We start from the raw sequence: 18773 nt of genomic DNA, 5'->3' as shown, positions 1-18773 counted from the left end.
TCACGCAAAGCCGGACGCCCTCTCCGCCAATTGCTTCGCCAGCCTTCGCCCTTTTCCCAGGCAATCCGGCAGGGAGGCGCCGTCCAGCCAGTTGGCGCACAGATGCAGCCCCCTGCCGCTCCACCGCGCCGCCGCGCCGCGCAGCCTGCGCTGCAAGCCGGTGCCCTGCGGCAGCGCCTGCGGCCAGCGGGCCAGGTATTGCGCCAGCGGCTTGCCGCGCATGCCGAACAGCCTCTCCAGCTCGGCGTTGAGTCCATTCAACAATGCGGCGTCGCTGCTCTCCAGCGATTCCGGATGCCTGCGGCCGCCGATAAAGCTGGTCACCAGCCGGGTGCCCGCCGGACAAACGTGAGGGTAGATATTGCTGACGGTCAGGTGGCCCAGCGTCAGCGCCCCCTCCCCGCTCGGATGCAGCGCGCCGTAGCCGGGCAGCGGCCGGTCCATCGCCTCGCCGTCCAGCAAGGTGGACACCACCGCCAGCGGCGCGTACGGGATGCGCCGGCAAATATCGGCCATCTCCGGCGCCAGCGGATGCAGCAGCTCGGCCGCGGCGTCGGCCGGCAGGGCCAGCACCACTCGCTCGGCCCGCGTCCACCCCTCGCGGGTGCGCAGCCGCCAGCCCTCGCCGTCGCGGCGCAGCGCGGTCACCGGCGAGTCCAGCCTCACGTCCAGATCTCGCGCCAGCCGCTGCGGCAACTGCTGCAGCCCGCCTTGCAGCGTGCACATCCGGGCGCGCGCGGTCCTTTGCCGCCACAGTCCCCGCCACAAAGGCAGCGGCTGCGCCGCCGCCCGCGCCAGCCTCGGCAGCGTCTCATCCAGAGCCAACTCTTCCGGATCGCCGGCGAACACGCCGCCGGCCAGCGGGTCCAGCAGCTTGTCCAGCACCTCCTGTCCGAAGCGGCGGCGGCAGAACTCGGCCAGACTGGCCTCGGCCTCCTTGGGACTGCCCGGCCGCAGCAGGCCGCGCAGCAAGGCCCACTTGGCCGGCCAGCTCAAAAAGCTCCCAGCCAGCAACTGCCAAGGCCCGGATGGCAGCGGCCGGTATCGCCCGCTCCGCAGCACATGCCGCAAGCCGCTGCCCTGCTCCGGCCACAGCGGAGACAGCCCCAACTCGGCCAGCCACTGCTGAAGCTCCTCGTCCAATAACAGCATATTGGGCCCCTGTTCGCACAAGGCGTCAGCCGCCAAGGTGCTCACCTTGCCGCCGACGCGCTCCGCCGCCTCGAATACCCGTACCGCCACGCCCTGCCGTTGCAGCCACCAGGCACAGGACAGCCCTGAAACGCCCGCGCCGATTATCGCGATCATCATCGTCTCCAAAAAACCCGTTCAAGCACGATTATCCCTGCCCCCGCCCCGCCCTCATTGACTGCGGTCAACAGCGGCCGGCATCGCGCGGGAACGCGAAGACTCCGTCGCGGCGGGCTATACCGATAGCAACCAGCCCGATGCGAAGAAATGCCGATGCGACAAGCTCTCAGCATGAAAACCAGGCTCTGGCTCCTGGCCCTGATCAACCTGACGGTCCTGCTTCTGCTGTCCCTATCCTGCCTGGGCCAGCTGCGCGACATGGCGGAAAACACCCGACGGGAACTGGAGCAGGTCAGCCGCGGCAGCCGGATCAACCACGCGATGCAGCTGGCCAATCTGCACTTCAAGGTGCAGGTGCAGGACTGGAAGGACGTGCTGCTGCGCGGCAACAATCCGGCCGACTACCAGCGCTACCTAGCCGCCTTCGAAGCCGAGCGCGCCATCGTCGAGCAAATGCTGGCCCAGGCCTCCGCCGCGCAGCGCGACGACGGCGAGTCCAGCGCGGCGGTAGACGCGGTGCGCGACGAGCATCTCCGGCTGACCGTCCGCTACCGCGCGGCGCTGGCAGCCTTCCGCCAGGAAGACCCGCTCTCCGGGCAAGCCGTCGACAAGCTGGTGCGCGGCATGGACCGCGCGATGACCGATCAGCTGCTGCGACAGAGCGCCCAGGTCCAGGACGGATTCGAGAAGATGCTGGCCGATCGGATCGCGGAAGCCGACCGCGGATACCGCCAGACTCTGAACCTGTTCATCGCGGTCGCCGCCCTCAGCCTGCTGGTCCTGGCCGGCTCCATCGGCCACATCGGCCGGGGCCTGTTCCGCCAGGTGGGCGGCGAGCCGGCAGCGGTGGCCGAGATCGCCCGCAGGGTGGCCGGCGGCGACCTGACGGCAAGGCCGGCGCTGCGCGACGGCGACGATCGCAGCGTGCTGGCGGCGATGCAGCACATGGTGAACCGGCTGACCGGGGTGATCGAGCAATTGCGGCTCGACGCCGAGCAATTGAACGCCACCTCGTCCGAGGTCGCGGCTTCGGCGCAGGCGCTGAGCCAGAACGCGTCGCAGCAGGCCGCCAGCCTGGAAGAGACCAGCGCCTCGGTGGAAGAGATCGCGGCCACTGTGACCCAGAACTCCGAAAGCGCCCGCCTCACCGACACCATGGCCCGCCAGGCGGCGCAAAGCGCCGGCGGCGGCGGCGAGGCCGTGACCCGCACCGTGGCGGCGATACGCGACATTTCCAACCGGATAGACGTGATAGACGACATCGCCTATCAGACCAATCTGCTGGCGCTGAACGCCGCCGTCGAGGCCGCCCACGCCGGCAGCCAGGGCAAAGGCTTCACCGTGGTGGCCGCCCAGGTGCGCAAATTGGCCGAACACAGCCAGACGGCGGCGCGGGAAATCGGCTCGCTGGCCGGCTGCAGCGTGGACATGGCGGAACAGGCGGGCGCGGCGCTGGACGAAATGCTGCCCGCCATCCGCAAAACCGCCAGCCTGGTGCAGGAGATCGCGCTGGCCTCGCATGAACAGAGCGAAGGCCTGCAGCAGATCAACGCCGCGGTCAACCACCTGTCGCTGGCCACCCAGCTGAACGCCTCCACCTCCGAGCAGTTGTCCGCCGCCTCCGACCAGTTGAACACGCAGGCGGAACACCTGCGGCGGATGATCGCCTATTTCAAAACCGCCTGAGCGGGCATGAAAAAGCGGCTCCTCTCGGAGCCGCTTCGCATGCGGTCGAACCGGGACGACGCTCAGCGCCAGTCCAGGATCACCTTGCCGCTTTGGCCGGACAGCATGGCGGCGAAGCCCTGCTCGAACTCGTCCACCTTGAAGTGGTGGGTGATGATGGGGCTGATGTCCAGACCGGACTGGATCAGCGCCACCATCTTGTACCAGGTCTCGAACATCTCGCGGCCGTAGATGCCCTTGATTTCCAGGCCCTTGAAGATCACCTGGTTCCAGTCGATCGCGGTGTTGGACGGCGGAATGCCCAGCAGCGCCACCTTGCCGCCGTGGTTCATCGTTTCCAGCATCTGGCGGAAAGCCTGCGGATTGCCGGACATTTCCAGGCCCACGTCGAAGCCTTCGGTCATGTGCAGCTCCTGCATCACCGCCTTCAGGTCTTCGCGGGCGACGTTGACGGCGCGGGTGGCGCCCATCTTCTTCGCCAGATCCAGCCGGTAGTCGTTGACGTCGGTGATCACCACGTGTCGCGCGCCGACATGCTTGGCGATGGCCACCGCCATGATGCCGATCGGACCGGCTCCGGTGATCAGCACGTCCTCACCCACCAGGTTGAAGCTCAGCGCGGTGTGCACGGCGTTGCCGAACGGGTCGAAGATGGAGGCCAGGTCGTCGGAGACGTCATCCGGAATCGGGAAGGCGTTGAAGGCCGGAATCACCAGATACTCGGCGAACGCGCCTTCGCGGTTGACGCCCACGCCGGTGGTATTGCGGCATAGGTGGCGGCGGCCGGCCCGGCAGTTGCGGCAGTAACCGCAAGTGATGTGGCCTTCGCCGGACACGCGCTGGCCGATCTTGAACCCCTGCACTTCCGAACCCATACCGGCGACGACGCCGACGTATTCATGGCCGACGTGCATCGGCACCGGGATGGTCTTCTGCGACCATTCGTCCCAGTTCCAGATATGGATGTCGGTGCCGCAGATCGCGGTCTTGACGATCTTGATCAACAGATCGTTGTGGCCGACTTCCGGCTGCGGAACGTCGGTCATTTCCAGGCCGGGAGCGGCCTTCAGCTTGGCAAGCGCCTTCATGTCTCTATCCTTGGGCGCGCGGGCATTCGATCCGCGCCGCCTGTCATGCGGTCAAATCAGATTACACCCAGCTCGCGGCCGACCTTGGTGAACGCGGCCACCGCCTTCAGCACCTGCTCTTCGCTGTGCGCGGCAGACATCTGGGTGCGGATGCGGGCCTTGCCCTTGGGCACCACCGGGTAGGAGAAGCCGATCACGTACACGCCTTCGGCCAGCAGCTTGGCGGATACTTCGCCGGCCAGACGGGCATCGCCCAGCATCACCGGGATGATCGGGTGCTCGCCCGGCACCAGGGTGAAGCCGGCGGCGGACATTTCCTTGCGGAACAGCTCGGCGTTGCGGCGCACCTTGGCGCGCAGCTCCGCGCCTTCGCCGCTCTTCAGGATGTTCAGCACTTCCACGCTGGCGGCGGCGATGGCCGGGGCCAGCGTGTTGGAGAACAGATAGGGGCGCGAGCGCTGGCGCAACAGGTCGACGATGGGCTTGTGCGCGGCGACGTAGCCGCCGGACGCCCCGCCCAGCGCCTTGCCCAGCGTGCCGGTGTAGATGTCGACGCGGTCGGACACGCCACAGTATTCCGGGGTGCCGGCGCCGGTTTCGCCGATGAAGCCGACCGCGTGCGAATCGTCCACCATCACCAGCGCGTCATGGCGCTCGGCCAGATCGCAAATGCCCTTCAGGTCGGCGATGATGCCGTCCATCGAAAACACGCCGTCGGTAACGATCAGCTTGAAGCGGGCGCCGGCCGCTTCGGCGGCGGCCAGTTGCGCCTCCAGATCGGCCATGTCGTTGTTCTTGTAGCGGAAGCGCTTGGCCTTAGACAGGCGCACGCCGTCGATGATGGACGCGTGGTTCAGCTCGTCCGAGATCACCGCGTCCTCTTCGGTCAGCAGGGTTTCGAACACGCCGCCGTTGGCGTCGAAACAGCTGGAATACAGGATGGTGTCGTCGGTGCCGAGGAAATCGGAGATCGACTTTTCCAGTTGCTTGTGGATGGACTGGGTGCCGCAGATGAAACGCACCGACGCGCAGCCGTAGCCGTATTGGTCCATGCCGGCCTTGGCCGCCAGCACCAGCCGCTTGTCGTCGGCCAGGCCCAGGTAGTTGTTGGCGCAGAAGTTCAGCACATGCTCGCCGCCGGCCAGCGCGATATCGGAGCTTTGCGGCGTGGCGATCACGCGTTCCGGCTTCTCGAAGCCGTCGGCCTTGATCTGGGCCAGCGTCGCCTGCAGGTGGGCAAGATAAGTGTGATTCATGGCAGTCCTTTGGATTGGCCGGACGCGGGAATCGAACCCGCGTCCGCAGGCACCGCGCGCCGCTCTTGGCGGCTGCGCGCCGAAACTGTCGCCATTCTAGCCCAGCCGCATGCGCGCTAGCAGTGACAGTTATCAGTGTTTTGGCGGCTCTCTGTCACCGTCATGCAACTTTTCCGGAACATCGTCCTCCTCGTCCCAGCCCAGCGGCTTGACGCCAGGCGGCAGCTTGACCGGCGGCTCGCGCCTGGCCAGCCGGGCCAGCGTGCCAATCACGAGAATGGCCGGCGCGGCGATCACCGCCAGCCAGAACCAGGTGGAGTGCAGCACATCCATATATTGCCCTTAGATAGACAAACACCCCTCGCCGCTGTCTTGGCAAGGGGTGCGGCTCATCCATTCATGATATCAGCGCTGGCGCAGCAAGCGAGCCGCGTCCATCGCGAAATAGCTGAGGATGCCGTCGGCGCCGGCGCGCTTGAAGGCGAGCAGGCTTTCCATCATGCACTTCTCTTCGTTGAGCCAGCCGTTCTGGAACGCCGCCTTCAGCATCGCGTACTCGCCGGACACCTGATAGGCGAAGGTGGGCACATGGAAGGTGTCCTTGACGCGGCGGATCACGTCCAGATAGGGCATGCCGGGCTTGATCATCACCATGTCGGCGCCCTCCTCCAGATCCTGCGCCACTTCCTGGATCGCCTCTTCGATATTGGCCGGGTCCATCTGGTAGCTGTTCTTGTCGGCCTTGCCCAAGTTGGCTGACGAGCCCAGCGCGTCGCGGAACGGGCCGTAGAAGCCGGACGAATACTTGGCGGAGTAGGCCAGGATCTTGGTGTGGATGAGGCCCTCTTCCTCGAAAGCCTCGCGGATGGCGCCGATGCGGCCGTCCATCATGTCAGACGGGCCGAACACGTCGACGCCGGCCTCGGCATGGCACAGGCCCTGCTTGATCAGGATTTCGGTGGTCTCATCGTTCAGCACGTAGCCGTTGGCGTCGATCACGCCGTCTTGTCCGTGGATGGTATAGGGATCCAGCGCGCCGTCGGTCATCACCCCCAGCTCCGGGAAGCGCTTTTTCAACTCGCGCACCACGCGCGGAATCAGCCCGTCCGGGTTGTAGGCCTCGCTGCCTTCATTGTCCTTGTTGCCGGTGATCACCGGAAACAGCGACAGCATCGGGATGCCCAGTTCCAGCGCCTCTTCGGCCACCGGCAGCAGCCTGTCCAGCGTCAGGCGCGGCGCGCCCGGCATCGACGGCACGTCCACCACCTGGTTGCTGCCCTCCATCACGAAGACCGGGTAGATCAGGTCGTTGGTGGTCAGCACGTTCTCGCGCATCAACCGGCGGCTGAACTCATCCTTGCGCATCCTGCGCATGCGGGTCACCGGGAAATAGCGATTAGCAAAAATCATGACGACAGCCCCCTAAAAAAGACATCGGCAATTGTACGCCCAATCCCCACGATGCGGCAGCGGGCTTTACGCATCGCCCCTATGCATCCGCGCAGCATTCGTCGCTCCGCCGCACTCCGGCCACGGCGGCGTTGGAAATCCGCGGCTCATCGCATAGTAGAAAAGCAAAAACATCCATTTTTCAAATTCATTTAAGCATCCATCAGCTTTTCCAATGCCTGGCCTCACATTCTTCCATTCCGCGAGCTCAATCCGAATCCTGCTGCCTAGCCCGACGCAAGCGCCTCATCAAACGACAAGCGAAACCGCGATAAGCTGCGCGGCCAACGGAGGCATCCGCTCAACAAACGGCCTGCGGCTCACATCCGGCCGTCTGCTGGCGCTCATGCCAGGCGGCGGCTGGTGGCCAGCGAATCCACCGACATTCCCCAGCCATGGCGGCGCATGACAAAAACTCAATCATCATTAATTGTGCAACTGCAGCAAAATGCAAAAAAGCAACAAACATTATCATTATCGGCTGAAATTTTTATATTCCATACAAATTCAACCTCGCAAAAAATACAGAACCCAGCGCAATCAGCAAAAACAAGCCATTGAATAGAAAGAAAATAGCAAAATAAACTAAAACAAATGCCATAAAAATTCATACAGCATCACAGTCAGCTTCCTGATATGTTAACAAGTATGTCTTGACGGAAAACTCATCCCTCCCACACACTGCCGAACCTATCACGACGGAATAAAAACAACACCGTCGGAAGGCGCCTCTGGGCAAAAAATCGAAACAAAGGGTTTTAGAGAAAATGAAGAAAATCGCACTCGCCGCCGCCATCGCAGCGGCCATCCCGGCATTCGCTCAAGCCGATGTCAATATCTACGGCTCGCTGCGTACTGGCGTTTCCATCACCAAGAACAGCACCAACAACTACAGCTCCACTTTCGGCGTTGACGATTTCGGCAGCCGTATCGGCTTCCGCGGCAATGAAGATCTGGGCAATGGCCTGAAAACCATCTGGCAGGTGGAAACCGGCTTCTCCACCGACGGCACCACCGGCTTCGGCAGCACCGACTCCGGCACCCTGGCCAACCGCCAGACCTTCGTCGGCCTGGAAGGCGGCTTCGGCAAAATTCGCATGGGCTACATCACCGATGTGCTGGGCGACACCGAATCCACCGACAACTTGTACGGCCCGTACCGCGACAGCATGGGCACCGGCTTCCCGCTGTACGAAGCCACAGACGTGTTCGGCGCCTATGGCGACTCCCGCTTCAAGAACAGCATCCGCTACGACTCCCCGGATTTCTACGGATTCAACGCCTCGCTGCAATACGGCGCAGGCGAAAACAGCACCGCCGGCCAGATGAAGCAAGGCGACAAATACGGCCTGCGCCTCGCTTACCAGAATTCCGGCTTCTTCGGCGCCTGGGCCTACGCCGGCGCGATGAACACCAAAGGCGGCAGCAACAGCTCGACCAACCGCCTGGAAGGCGGCTACACCAGCGACGCGCTGTACCTGGCGGCCAGCTATCAATGGGTCACGCTCTATGGCGATGCCCACGCCGCCAACAAGGACGGCTCGCTGAAATTGCCCGGCGTCGCCAGCCTGAGCCCCATCATCAATACCGGCATCAACAAGCTGGAAAACACCGGCTGGGCGCTGAACGCCGCTTACACCATCGGCAACTTCAAGCCGTCGATTGTTTACTCCAAGCGCAACGACGCCAAAGTGGACGGCATCCGCTACAGCCTGGGCGCGACCCAATGGGCGATCGGGCTGGACTACACGCTCAGCAAGCGCACGCTGCTGGAAGCCGGCTACGGCCAGGTGAAGGAAAACCGAGATGCGCAGACCATCAACAAGCACGCCAAGGACACTTCGTCCACCATCTGGGCGATGATGAAACACAACTTCTAAGTCTCCCCGGTTTCAGGAATGTGCGAACGGCCGCCCGATGGGCGGCCGTTTTGCTTTGCGACGCCCAAACAAAAACGCCAGCCTGAGGCTGGCGTTTTGCGCTGCGGGCGAAAAGCGGCTTATTCGAAGAAGTCGCGCAGCTTGTCCATAAAGGACTTGGAACGCGGATTGTGGGTGGCCACATCGCCCTGGCTGATCGCCTCGAACTCGCGCAGCAACTCTTTCTGGCGCTCGGTCAGCTTGACCGGGGTTTCCACCACCACATGGCAATGCAGGTCGCCGAATTCGGCGCCGCGCACCGCCTTCACGCCCTTGCCGCGCAGGCGATAGACGCGCCCGCTCTGGGTTTCCGGCGAGATCTTCACCTTGGCCATGCCGTCTAGCGTCGGAATTTCCACCTCGCCGCCCAATGCCGCGGTGGAGAAGGAAATCGGCATCTCGCAGTGCAGGTCCATGCCGTCGCGCTGGAACACCGTGTGCTGCTTGATATGAGTGACCACATACAAGTCGCCCGCCGGGCCGCCATTCTGCCCCGGCTCGCCCTCGCCGCCCAGGCGGATGCGGTCGCCCTCGTCGACGCCGGCCGGGATCTTCACGTTCAGCGTCTTGGTGGTTTTCTTCTGCCCTGCGCCGTGGCAACTGGTGCACGGATCGGTGATCTGCTTGCCCGTGCCATGGCAAGTCGGGCAGGTTTGCTGGATCGAGAAGAAGCCCTGGCTCATCCTCACCTGGCCGTGGCCGCCGCAGGTGGCGCAGGTCTTGGGCTGGGTGCCCGGCTTGGCGCCGGTGCCGCTGCAGGTGGAGCAGGATTCGTGCGACGGGATGCGGATCTGTTTCTCGCAGCCGCGCGCCGCTTCTTCCAGCGAAATCTCCATGTTGTAGCGCAGATCGGCTCCGCGGTAGACATTGGAGCGCCCGCCGCCGTTGCCGCCCCGGCCGCCGCCGAAGATGTCGCTGAAAATGTCGGCGAAATCGCCGAAACCGCCGAAGCCCTGCCCGCCGCCCCCGCCGGCCTGCGGGTCAACCCCGGCATGGCCGAACTGGTCGTAGGCGCCGCGCTTCTGGCTGTCGGACAGGATCTCGTAGGCCTCCTTCACCTCCTTGAACTTGTCCTCCGCTTCCTTGCTGTCCGGATTGCGGTCCGGATGGTATTTCATCGCCAGCTTGCGGTAGGCTTTCTTGATGTCGTCGTCGGAAGCGTCTCGGTTGACGCCGAGCACGTCGTAGTAGTCTCGTTTGGACATCTTGCTGTCACTCTCAAATTCTGGTTGCCGCAGCAACAGGGCCCACGCTCAGCGCGGCCGGTTGTCGCCCCATCTGTTTCAAAAAGCGGAAATGCGCCCTCATCGCCGACCACACCGACTGGAACGACTGGTAGGGCATGCCATGCTCGCGACAGGCTTCGGCGACTATCCTGCTCAGCGCCGGATAGTGGACATGGCTGGTCTTGCGGAACAAATGATGCTCGACCTGGAAATTCAGGCCGCCCATGTAAAAAGTCACCAGGCGGTTACCGCAAGCGAAATTGGCCGTGGTTTTCAACTGGTGCACCGCCCACTCGTCCGCCATCTTGCCGTCGCCGTCCGGCAGCGGAAACGCCGCGCCTTCCACCGTGTGAGCCAACTGGAACACCACCGACAAGGTCAGGCCGAACAGCAGGTGCACGCCCAGGAAGGCCAGCAGCACATGCGAAAACGGATGGTACAAAGCAGGCAGAACCAGCGCATAGCCGATATACAGCAACTTGGTGGCCACGAAATAAGGCCATTCCCACCATGCCCGCTTCGGCAGCGGCGTGTCGCCGATCTTGCCGCGTATCATCTTGTGCCAATCGCTGAACAGCAACCAGAACAGCGTCAACAGGCTATACAGGACCACCGCGTACCAATGCTGCAGCCGGTGCCAGGGCCGCCACTGCGCGGCGGGCGACAAGCGCATCAGGCTGCCCAGCGCGATGTCGTCGTCCTTGCCCTCGACATTGGTGTAAGTGTGGTGCAGCACATTATGCTTCTGCTGCCACATGCTCTGGCTGCCGCCCAGCACTTCCATGCTGGAGCCCATCAGCCAATTCACCCAGCGCTTGCGCGAATAGCTGCCGTGCGCGCCGTCGTGCATCACGTTGAAGGCGATCAGCACCAGGCCCTGCGTCAGGCCGAAACCTGCCAGCAGCGCCGTCCACAGATGCTCCGCGCCCCACACCAGCATCGCGTAGCTGAAACCAGCCAGCGCGTAGGAAAACACAGTCTTGAAATGCAGCAGCCGATTGCCGGTGTGGCGTTGGCCGGTTTGCTGAAAATAGGCGTCAACCCGGGACTTCAGCGTTTCGAAAAACGGCCCTCGGGCCGAAAAGGTGATACGGGACGACATGCACTCTCCAAAAGACCGAACCTGAAGACGTCACGCAAACGCCGATGACCGGAGCAAGCCCCGGGGCTTCCCGGAGGGCTTGGCCCGGTCATCTGGCGCCATCATGACAAGACGGCTATCAGGCCTTGTCTTTCTTCACTTCTTCGAACTCGGCGTCCACCACATTGCCTTCGTCCTTCTTGTCGCCGGCGGCGGCTTGCGCGCCTTCGGCGCCGCCTTCCGCCTGAGCGGCCTGGGCGTACATGATCTCGCCCAGCTTCTGACTGGCCTTGGCCAGCTCTTCCGCCTTGGCTTCGATGGCGTCCTTGTCGTCGCCCTTCACCACTTCCTCGGCCGCCTTGATGGCGTCCTCGATCTTGGCCTTCTCGTCGGCGCCGATCTTGTCGCCATGCTCGGACAGCGATTTCTTGATGCTGTGGATCAGGCCTTCGGCGTGGTTGCGCGCGGTCACCAGCTCGTGCAGCTTCTTGTCTTCCTCGGCGTTGGCTTCGGCGTCCTGCACCATGCGCTCGATTTCAGCCTCGGACAGGCCGGAGGAGGCCTGGATGGTGATGTTGGCCTGCTTGCCGGAAGCCTTGTCCTTGGCGGACACGTGCAGAATGCCGTTGGCGTCGATGTTGAACTCGACCTCGATCTGCGGAATGCCGCGCGGCGCCGGAGGAATGTCGCCCAGATTGAACTGGCCCAGCGACTTGTTGGCGGCGGCCTTCTCGCGCTCGCCCTGCAGCACGTGGATGGTCACGGCGGTCTGGTTGTCGTCGGCGGTGGAGAAGGTTTGCGAGGCCTTGGTCGGGATCGTGGTGTTCTTCTGGATCAGCTTGGTCATCACGCCGCCCAGGGTTTCGATGCCCAGCGACAGCGGGGTCACGTCCAGCAGCAGCACGTCCTTGCGGTCGCCCGACAGCACCGAACCCTGGATCGCGGCGCCGACGGCCACCGCTTCGTCCGGGTTCACGTCCTTGCGCGGCTCCTTGCCGAAGAATTCCTTGACCGCGTCCTGCACCTTGGGCATGCGGGTCTGGCCGCCGACCAGGATCACGTCGGTGATGTCGGCCAGCGATACGCCGGCGTCTTTCAGCGCCACGCGGCACGGCTCGATCGAACGGGCGATCAGGTCGTCAACCAGGCTTTCGAACTTGGCGCGGGTGATCTTCATCGCCAAATGCTTCGGACCGGTGGCGTCCATGGTGATGTACGGCAGGTTCACCTCGGTCTGGGTCGCGCTGGACAGCTCGATTTTGGCCTTTTCAGCCGCTTCCTTCAGGCGTTGCAGCGCCATCACGTCCTGCTTCAGATCGACGCCCTGCTCCTTCTTGAACTCGGTGACGATGTAATCGATCACACGCTGGTCGAAGTCTTCGCCGCCCAGGAAGGTGTCGCCGTTGGTCGACAGCACTTCGAACTGGTGCTCGCCGTCCACGTCGGCGATCTCAATGATGGACACGTCGAATGTGCCGCCGCCTAGGTCGTACACCGCGATCTTGCGGTCGCCTTCCTGCTTGGCCAGACCGAAGGCCAGCGCGGCCGCGGTCGGCTCGTTGATGATCCGCTTCACTTCCAGGCCGGCGATGCGGCCGGCGTCCTTGGTGGCCTGGCGCTGGCTGTCGTTGAAGTAGGCCGGCACGGTGATCACGGCTTCGGTCACTTCCTCGCCCAGGTAGTCTTCGGCGGCCTTCTTCATCTTGCGCAGCACTTCGGCGGAGATTTGCGGCGGTGCCAGCTCCTGGTCGCGCGCCTTCACCCAGGCGTCGCCGTTCTTCGCCTTCAGGATTTCGAAAGGCATCAGGTCGATGTCCTTCTGCACTTCCTTGTCTTCGAAACGGCGGCCGATCAGGCGCTTGGCGGCGTAAATGGTGTTCTTCGGGTTGGTCACCGCCTGGCGCTTGGCCGGCGCGCCCACCAGAATCTCGCCGTCTTCGACGTAAGCGATGATGGACGGCGTGGTGCGGTTGCCTTCGGCGTTTTCGATGACTTTCGGGTTGCCGCCTTCTACCACTGCCACGCAGGAGTTGGTGGTGCCCAGGTCGATACCGATGATTTTACCCATGATGTATTCCTTTTCTCTATTCGTTCCGGCCTTGGCTTGTCTGATAGCCAGGGCCTGTTGTCTCAATAAATATTGGCTATGCCGCGCTTTTCAAGAGGGCGGCATCGGCCTTTTTTATGCTTTGGCCTTGGCCACCACCACCATGGCCGGGCGCAGCACGCGATCGGCCAGCAAATAGCCCTTCTGCATCACCCGCACGACGGTGTTCGGCTCGGCGTCGGACTCTTCGGCGCTCATCGCCTGGTGCTGGTGCGGATCCAGCTTGTCGCCGGCCTTGGGCGCGATGTCCTTGATCTGGGCTTTGTCGAAGGCGGAGACCAGCTGCTTCAGCGTCAGGTCCACGCCCATCTTCAGGGTGTCGATCTGGCCGCTCTGGTCCAACAGCGCCATTTCCAGGTAATCCTTGACCGTCACCAACTCGCCGGCAAACTTGCTGATCGCATATTTATGCGCAGCTGCCACTTCGTCCTGAGCGCGGCGGCGCTGGTTGTCCAGCTCCGCGCGGGCGCGCAGCAGGGTGTCGTTCAGTTCGGCGATTTCAGCTTCCAGCCCGGCGATATGCTGCTCGGGAGTCTGCTCCAGCTCGGTGTGCGCCTCGCTGGCGGTATCGGTCATTTCGTTTTCCACGGCTTCGGCCGCCTGGTTTTGGTTCTCTTGCATGACGTTTCCTCGGAATTGCACCGGCTAAATTGATGTCCAGACCCAAGGTAGGGACTTTCGCAGCGATTTCAAGCCCCGATCTGCATATCTCCACTCCAAGAAAAAATAATCAATGTGCGTATTTCTACTGCTGATTTTTCGTAAACAATGTTTTTGCCAAGCCCAAATATTCGTTTGAAGCAGCACATTGTTAGCTTATGAAAATGTTGTTTTTTTTCTGTGCTGCACCGCACACAACGCGATTTTTTTGTGCTTATAATGGCCGCACACCAAGGAGAAAACCGTTGCGGCGGTGCAAAAACGCAGCCCCGCTCGGCCAAGAAAAATCAGGTCGAACAGACCCGGTTTCGACAAAAATCCGGCACACCGGATACGCCGTACAGCCATCGAGGACGCCGGTTCGCCGGCGAGCACAGAAACGTTTCGAGAAGGGTTTCAATATGACGACTCGCGAACAACGCATTGCAGCCATCCAGAAAGACTGGGACGAAAACCCGCGCTGGAAGGGAATCAAGCGTGGCTACAGCGCCGCCGACGTCGAGCGCCTGCGCGGCTCGCTGCAGGTGGAGCACAGCCTGGCGCGCCACGGCGCGGAAAAGCTGTGGAAGCTGGTCAACAACGAACCGTACGTCAACTGTCTGGGCGCGCTGACCGGCGGCCAGGCCATGCAGCAGGTGAAAGCCGGCGTCAAGGCCATCTACCTGTCGGGCTGGCAGGTGGCGGCGGACAACAACGAATACTCGGCGATGTACCCGGACCAGTCGCTGTATCCGGTGGACTCGGTGCCCAAGGTGGTGGAACGCATCAACAACGCCTTCACCCGCGCCGACGAAATCCAGCACGCCAAAAACATCGAACAAGGCGACAAGGGCTATGTCGACTACTTCGCGCCCATCGTCGCCGACGCCGAAGCCGGTTTCGGCGGCGTGCTGAACGCCTATGAGCTGATGAAGTCGATGATCCGCGCCGGCGCCGCCGGCGTGCACTTCGAAGACCAGCTGGCCTCGGTTAAGAAATGCGGCCACATGGGCGGCAAGGTGCTGGTGCCGACCCAGGAAGCGATCCAGAAGCTGATCGCCGCCCGCCTGGCGGCCGACGTCTACGGCGTGCCGACGCTGGTGATCGCCCGCACCGACGCCGAAGCGGCCGACCTGCTGACCAGCGACGTCGACCCCAACGACGAGCCCTTCCTGACCGGCGAGCGCACCGCCGAAGGCTTCTACAAGACCAAGAAGGGTCTGGAGCAAGCCATCAGCCGCGCGGTGGCCTATGCCGACTACGCCGACCTGGTGTGGTGCGAGACCGGCACGCCGGACCTGGAGTTCGCGCGCAAGTTCGCCGAAGCCGTGCACGCGAAGCATCCGGGCAAGCTGCTGGCCTACAACTGCTCGCCGTCGTTCAACTGGAGAAAGAACCTGGACGACGCCACCATCGCCAAGTTCCAGCGCGAGCTGGGCGCGATGGGCTACAAGTACCAGTTCATCACCCTGGCCGGCATCCACAGCATGTGGTTCAACATGTACGACCTGGCGCAGGATTACGTGGCGCGCGGCATGTCCGCCTACGTCGAAAAAGTGCAGGAGCCCGAGTTCGCCGCCCGCGACCGCGGCTACAGCTTCGTGTCCCACCAGCAAGAAGTGGGCACCGGCTACTTCGACGACGTCACCACCGTGATCCAGGGCGGCGCCTCCAGCGTCACCGCGCTGACCGGCTCCACCGAGGAAGAACAGTTCCATTAAGCCGCCACAAGCGGCGCCCCCAAAGCCCGCGTACCCCGCGGGCGATGCCGCCCACCCTCACCGGTGGGCGGCATTTTCATATCCGGGAGACGACATGAGCTTGGCCACCACCGACCTGTGCGACGCTTTCGACGCGGAAATCCAGGTTCTGGACCCGATCTTTCAATCATTCGGCGGCAACCTCCGCTTTCACGGCCCGATCGCCACGCTGAAGCTGTTCGAGGACAACAGCCTGGTGCGCGAGACGCTGGGCGAAGCCGGAAACGGCCGGGTGCTGGTGATGGATGGCGGCGGCTCTCGCCGTTGCGCGCTGCTGGGGGACCAGTTGGGCGAACTGGCGGTGAAGAACGGCTGGGCCGGGCTGGTGATAGACGGCTGCGTGCGCGACTCAGCCGCCCTGTCCAAGCTGCCGCTGGGCGTCAAGGCGCTGGCCGCGCATCCGCGCAAGTCGGTGAAGCTGGGCAGCGGCCAAAGGGATATCGCCGTGCGCGTCGGCGGCTGCGAGCTGCGGCCGGGACAATGGCTGTACGCCGACGAGGACGGCGTGGTCGTCAGCGCCCGGCAGCTGGCCTAGCCGCCGCAGCGCTGATGCACTGGCAGCGCGCTCTGCGCGTTGGCGGTGCCCCACTCCAGCCGCTGCTCCCACCAGGTATGGTGCTCCGGCACCAGCACCTCGGGCGTGTCCAGCGAGGCGGCGGTGACGTCGATCTCTTCGGGATCGGACTCGTGGAAATAGGTGAGCGTGGAGCCGCAATGCGGGCAGAAGCCGCGCGACACCGCCGCCGACGAGTGGTACTGCATCGGCCGCTCGCCGCGCCACTCCAGCTCGTGCACCCGGATGGTGAACCAGGTGACGAAGGCGGCGCCGCTGGCCCGTCGGCAACTGCGGCAATGGCAATGGGTGATGTGGCATGGCGTGCCGCGCAAGCGATAGCGCACCGCGCCGCACAGACAGCCTCCAGTCAGGCCTACGCTCATCGACGCTCCTTCGCAGGATTGGAACGCGGCATTCGCCGCCTCTCCATTTCACTATGCCTCAGCCATGCTGCAAGTGCAAAAAAACCATTGCGCCAGGCCCGTCAGGCATCCCGTGCAGATGGCAAACGCCGCATACAATGGAATATGCACTTCTTGGGAAACCGCCATGCGCCGCATCCTCTCCGCCGCCTTGCTCTGCCTGACTCTGCCTCATGCGCCCGCCTCGGCCCAGGAACCCGACCGCTCGCCGGTGCACATCTGCGACGACGGCGACGAATGGCCGCCGTACACCTATTACCGCCGGGCCGACGGCAAGCCGACGACCGAGATCACCGGTTTTTCGGTAGAAGTGATAAGCGCCATTCTCGGCAAGCACGGCATACCGTTCTCCATTGTCCTGCCGCCGTGGAAACGCTGCTTGGCCTCGATAGAGGCGGGTGAGAACTACGTGATGGCGCTCAGCGCCAGCAAGAACCCGGACCGGGAGAAACGCTTCCTGTTTTCATCGCCCTACTACCAGACTCATTATTACGTGTTCTACGCGAAAGACCGCTTTCCCCAGGGGCTGAAGCTGGACAGCCAGGCCGACCTAAACCGCTATCGGCTGGGCGGCGTCAAAGGCTATGCCTACGCCAGCCTGGATAGCGTGGACAAGAGCAGGATGATACTCGCCGCCAGTTATACCGAACTGGTTAAGATGATGAAGGCCGGCCGGCTGGACGTGTTCGCGGAGGACTATGAAGTGATGGCCGGCCTGGCCAGCATAGGCACGCTGGACGTGATCGGCGACGCGGCCATCGGACACGCTCCGCTGCCCGGCACCCATCCCAACCCCTTCCACATGATTTTCAGCCGCAAAAACCCGCGCGGCGAGGCATTGCGACAGCTGGTGGACGAAGAGCTGGAATCGATGCGGCGCTCCGGCCAGTTGGCCCGCCTGCTGGCCAAGTACGTCAAACGCTAGCAAAAAAGCAAATCGCCGCGGGCGGCCCGTTCGGACTGCCGCGCGGCGACAAGGCAAAGCGAATGGATGATCAGGCCGGCTGGGTCGGCGTGGCGCCCTTCACTTCGGTGAGGCGGTTTTCGCCGTCGACGAACACCAGCTTGGGCGAATGGCCCTTCAGCTCGGCGTCCTCGTACTGCGCGAACGAGGCGATGATCAAGAGGTCGCCCGGCGCGGCGCGGCGCGCGGCCGAACCGTTGACCGAGATCACGCCAGAGCCGCGCTCAGCCTTGATCGCGTAAGTGGCGAAACGCTCGCCGTTGGTGACGTTCCAGATCTGCACCTCTTCGTACTCGAGAATGTCCGCCGCTTCCAGCAGGTTCTCGTCGATGGCGCAGGAGCCGATGTAATGCAGCTCCGCGTGCGTGGTGGTCACGCGGTGGAGCTTGGACTTGAGCATATTGCGTTGCATGGCAGTTTTCCTTCTCGTTCCGTTTCGGAGCGCCCGGCGCGGCGTCGGCCGCGCCGACGGCTCTCAGCGGAATACCTCGATATTGTCGATCAGACGGGTCTTGCCCAGCCGCGCGGCGGCCAGCGCCACCAGCCGTTTCTCGCCGGCATGGGCGATTTCCAGCGTGTCGGCCTGACGCACTTCCACGTAATCCACGGTCCAGCCGGCGGCGGCCAGATCGTCGCGCGCGGCGTTCTCCAGCGCGGCGTAGTCCTGGCTGCCGGCCAGCAGGCCGTCGCGAATCATGGACAGGTTGCGGTACAGCCGCGGCGCCTCGGCGCGCTCCTCGGCCGACAGGTAGCCGTTGCGCGACGACAGCGCCAGGCCGTCGGCGGCGCGTCCGGTGTCCACCGGGACGATTTCGATCGGCGAGTTCAGGTCGGCGATCATCGCCTGGATCACGTGCAGCTGCTGGTAGTCCTTCTTGCCGAAACAGGCCAGGTCAGGCTGCACGATGTTGAACAGCTTGGTGACCACGGTGGCCACGCCGCGGAAGTGCCCGGGACGGAAGGCGCCGCACAGCTCGTCCTGGATGTGCGGCGGCTCGACGTTGAAGTCCTGCCGCACGCGCGGATAAAGCTCGCGCTCGGTCGGGAAAAACAGCGCGTCCACTCCGGCGGCGGCCAGCTTGGCGCAATCGGCGTCGAAAGTGCGCGGATAGGCGTCGAAGTCCTCGCCCTGGCCGAACTGCAGCCGGTTGACGAAGATGCTGACCACCACTTTTTCGGCGCGTTCGCGCGCCGCGGCCACCAGCTTCAGGTGCCCCTCATGCAGATTGCCCATCGTGGGCACGAAAGCCAGCTTGCCCGCCTGCTTGCGCCAGGCGCGCATCTCGGCCACGGTACGGATGATTTCCAT

18 protein-coding genes and 1 tRNA gene are annotated in these 18773 nt (G+C 63.6%); 6 read left to right on the top strand and 13 right to left on the bottom strand.

The features are described 5' to 3' along the window. Positions 1-1311, bottom strand: coding sequence for a protoporphyrinogen oxidase (gene hemG / locus BKX93_RS21495; RefSeq protein WP_082107273.1), 1311 nt, complete (start codon positions 1309-1311; stop codon positions 1-3). Positions 1312-1482: 171 nt separating this feature from the next. Here hemG and BKX93_RS25835 point away from each other — a divergent pair, with 171 nt between their 5' ends. Continuing rightward, the gene (locus BKX93_RS25835) at positions 1483-2997 is read left to right on the top strand and encodes a methyl-accepting chemotaxis protein (RefSeq protein ID WP_244887203.1); all 1515 of its coding nucleotides are present in this window, start codon (positions 1483-1485) and stop codon (positions 2995-2997) included. 62 nt (positions 2998-3059) lie between these two features. Here the strand turns inward: BKX93_RS25835 and tdh are convergent, their stop codons facing one another. From tdh to hemB, 5 genes are all read right to left on the bottom strand, one after another. After that, entirely contained in the window at positions 3060-4085 is a 1026-nt protein-coding gene (tdh, locus tag BKX93_RS21485; RefSeq protein ID WP_046157481.1) for an L-threonine 3-dehydrogenase, read from the bottom strand. A 56-nt stretch (positions 4086-4141) separates the two neighbouring features. Beyond that, positions 4142-5341 (bottom strand): glycine C-acetyltransferase, encoded by a 1200-nt coding sequence (locus BKX93_RS21480; protein WP_046168236.1) that lies wholly within the window; start codon positions 5339-5341, stop codon positions 4142-4144. A gap of 15 nt (positions 5342-5356) precedes the next feature. After that, a tRNA-Leu gene (locus tag BKX93_RS25440) sits at positions 5357-5448 on the bottom strand. 25 nt (positions 5449-5473) lie between these two features. Further along, positions 5474-5674: a hypothetical protein gene (locus BKX93_RS21475; protein WP_046157483.1), complete on the bottom strand. Its 201-nt coding sequence runs from the start codon at positions 5672-5674 to the stop codon at positions 5474-5476. A gap of 72 nt (positions 5675-5746) precedes the next feature. Next, a complete protein-coding gene (hemB, locus tag BKX93_RS21470) occupies positions 5747-6751 on the bottom strand; it encodes a porphobilinogen synthase (protein ID WP_046157484.1) in 1005 nt (334 codons plus the stop codon). Positions 6752-7153: 402 nt separating this feature from the next. On the opposite strand from hemB, the gene BKX93_RS24960 reads away from it, so the two are divergent. Both BKX93_RS24960 and BKX93_RS21465 read left to right on the top strand, forming a co-directional pair. Then, positions 7154-7351: a hypothetical protein gene (locus BKX93_RS24960; RefSeq protein ID WP_144408866.1), complete on the top strand. Its 198-nt coding sequence runs from the start codon at positions 7154-7156 to the stop codon at positions 7349-7351. A 206-nt stretch (positions 7352-7557) separates the two neighbouring features. Further along, a complete protein-coding gene (locus BKX93_RS21465; protein ID WP_052717610.1) occupies positions 7558-8670 on the top strand; it encodes a porin in 1113 nt (370 codons plus the stop codon). Positions 8671-8789: 119 nt separating this feature from the next. Here the strand turns inward: BKX93_RS21465 and dnaJ are convergent, their stop codons facing one another. The 4 genes from dnaJ to grpE form a co-directional block, all read right to left on the bottom strand. Continuing rightward, entirely contained in the window at positions 8790-9914 is a 1125-nt protein-coding gene (gene dnaJ / locus BKX93_RS21460; RefSeq protein ID WP_046157485.1) for a molecular chaperone DnaJ, read from the bottom strand. Positions 9915-9927: 13 nt separating this feature from the next. Further along, entirely contained in the window at positions 9928-11037 is a 1110-nt protein-coding gene (locus BKX93_RS21455; protein ID WP_070981291.1) for a fatty acid desaturase family protein, read from the bottom strand. 118 nt (positions 11038-11155) lie between these two features. Then, positions 11156-13084: a molecular chaperone DnaK gene (gene dnaK, locus BKX93_RS21450; protein WP_046157487.1), complete on the bottom strand. Its 1929-nt coding sequence runs from the start codon at positions 13082-13084 to the stop codon at positions 11156-11158. 114 nt (positions 13085-13198) lie between these two features. Beyond that, positions 13199-13744: a nucleotide exchange factor GrpE gene (grpE, locus tag BKX93_RS21445; RefSeq protein WP_046157488.1), complete on the bottom strand. Its 546-nt coding sequence runs from the start codon at positions 13742-13744 to the stop codon at positions 13199-13201. Positions 13745-14184: 440 nt separating this feature from the next. On the opposite strand from grpE, the gene aceA reads away from it, so the two are divergent. Further along, complete coding sequence (aceA, locus tag BKX93_RS21440; RefSeq protein ID WP_046157489.1) at positions 14185-15483, top strand: isocitrate lyase; 1299 nt, start codon at positions 14185-14187, stop codon at positions 15481-15483. A 94-nt stretch (positions 15484-15577) separates the two neighbouring features. Further along, positions 15578-16057, top strand: coding sequence for a ribonuclease E activity regulator RraA (gene rraA, locus BKX93_RS21435; protein ID WP_070981289.1), 480 nt, complete (start codon positions 15578-15580; stop codon positions 16055-16057). Here the strand turns inward: rraA and BKX93_RS21430 are convergent. Next, positions 16054-16461: a GFA family protein gene (locus BKX93_RS21430; protein ID WP_021478193.1), complete on the bottom strand. Its 408-nt coding sequence runs from the start codon at positions 16459-16461 to the stop codon at positions 16054-16056. The two genes, rraA and BKX93_RS21430, sit on opposite strands and share 4 nt — an antisense overlap. A 166-nt stretch (positions 16462-16627) precedes the next feature. Here BKX93_RS21430 and BKX93_RS21425 point away from each other — a divergent pair, with 166 nt between their 5' ends. After that, the gene (locus tag BKX93_RS21425; RefSeq protein ID WP_070981287.1) at positions 16628-17425 is read left to right on the top strand and encodes a substrate-binding periplasmic protein; all 798 of its coding nucleotides are present in this window, start codon (positions 16628-16630) and stop codon (positions 17423-17425) included. A 70-nt stretch (positions 17426-17495) separates the two neighbouring features. On the opposite strand, the gene panD is transcribed toward BKX93_RS21425, so the two are convergent. After that, positions 17496-17876 (bottom strand): aspartate 1-decarboxylase, encoded by a 381-nt coding sequence (gene panD, locus BKX93_RS21420; RefSeq protein ID WP_046168240.1) that lies wholly within the window; start codon positions 17874-17876, stop codon positions 17496-17498. 63 nt (positions 17877-17939) lie between these two features. Continuing rightward, positions 17940-18773 carry a pantoate--beta-alanine ligase gene (panC, locus tag BKX93_RS21415; protein WP_046157493.1) on the bottom strand — a complete coding sequence of 278 codons (834 nt, stop codon included), beginning with the start codon at positions 18771-18773 and terminating at the stop codon, positions 17940-17942.

The organism is Chromobacterium vaccinii, from assembly GCF_001855275.1.
GTDB lineage: Bacteria > Pseudomonadota > Gammaproteobacteria > Burkholderiales > Chromobacteriaceae > Chromobacterium > Chromobacterium vaccinii.
This window is presented reverse-complemented; position numbering and strand designations above follow the sequence as displayed.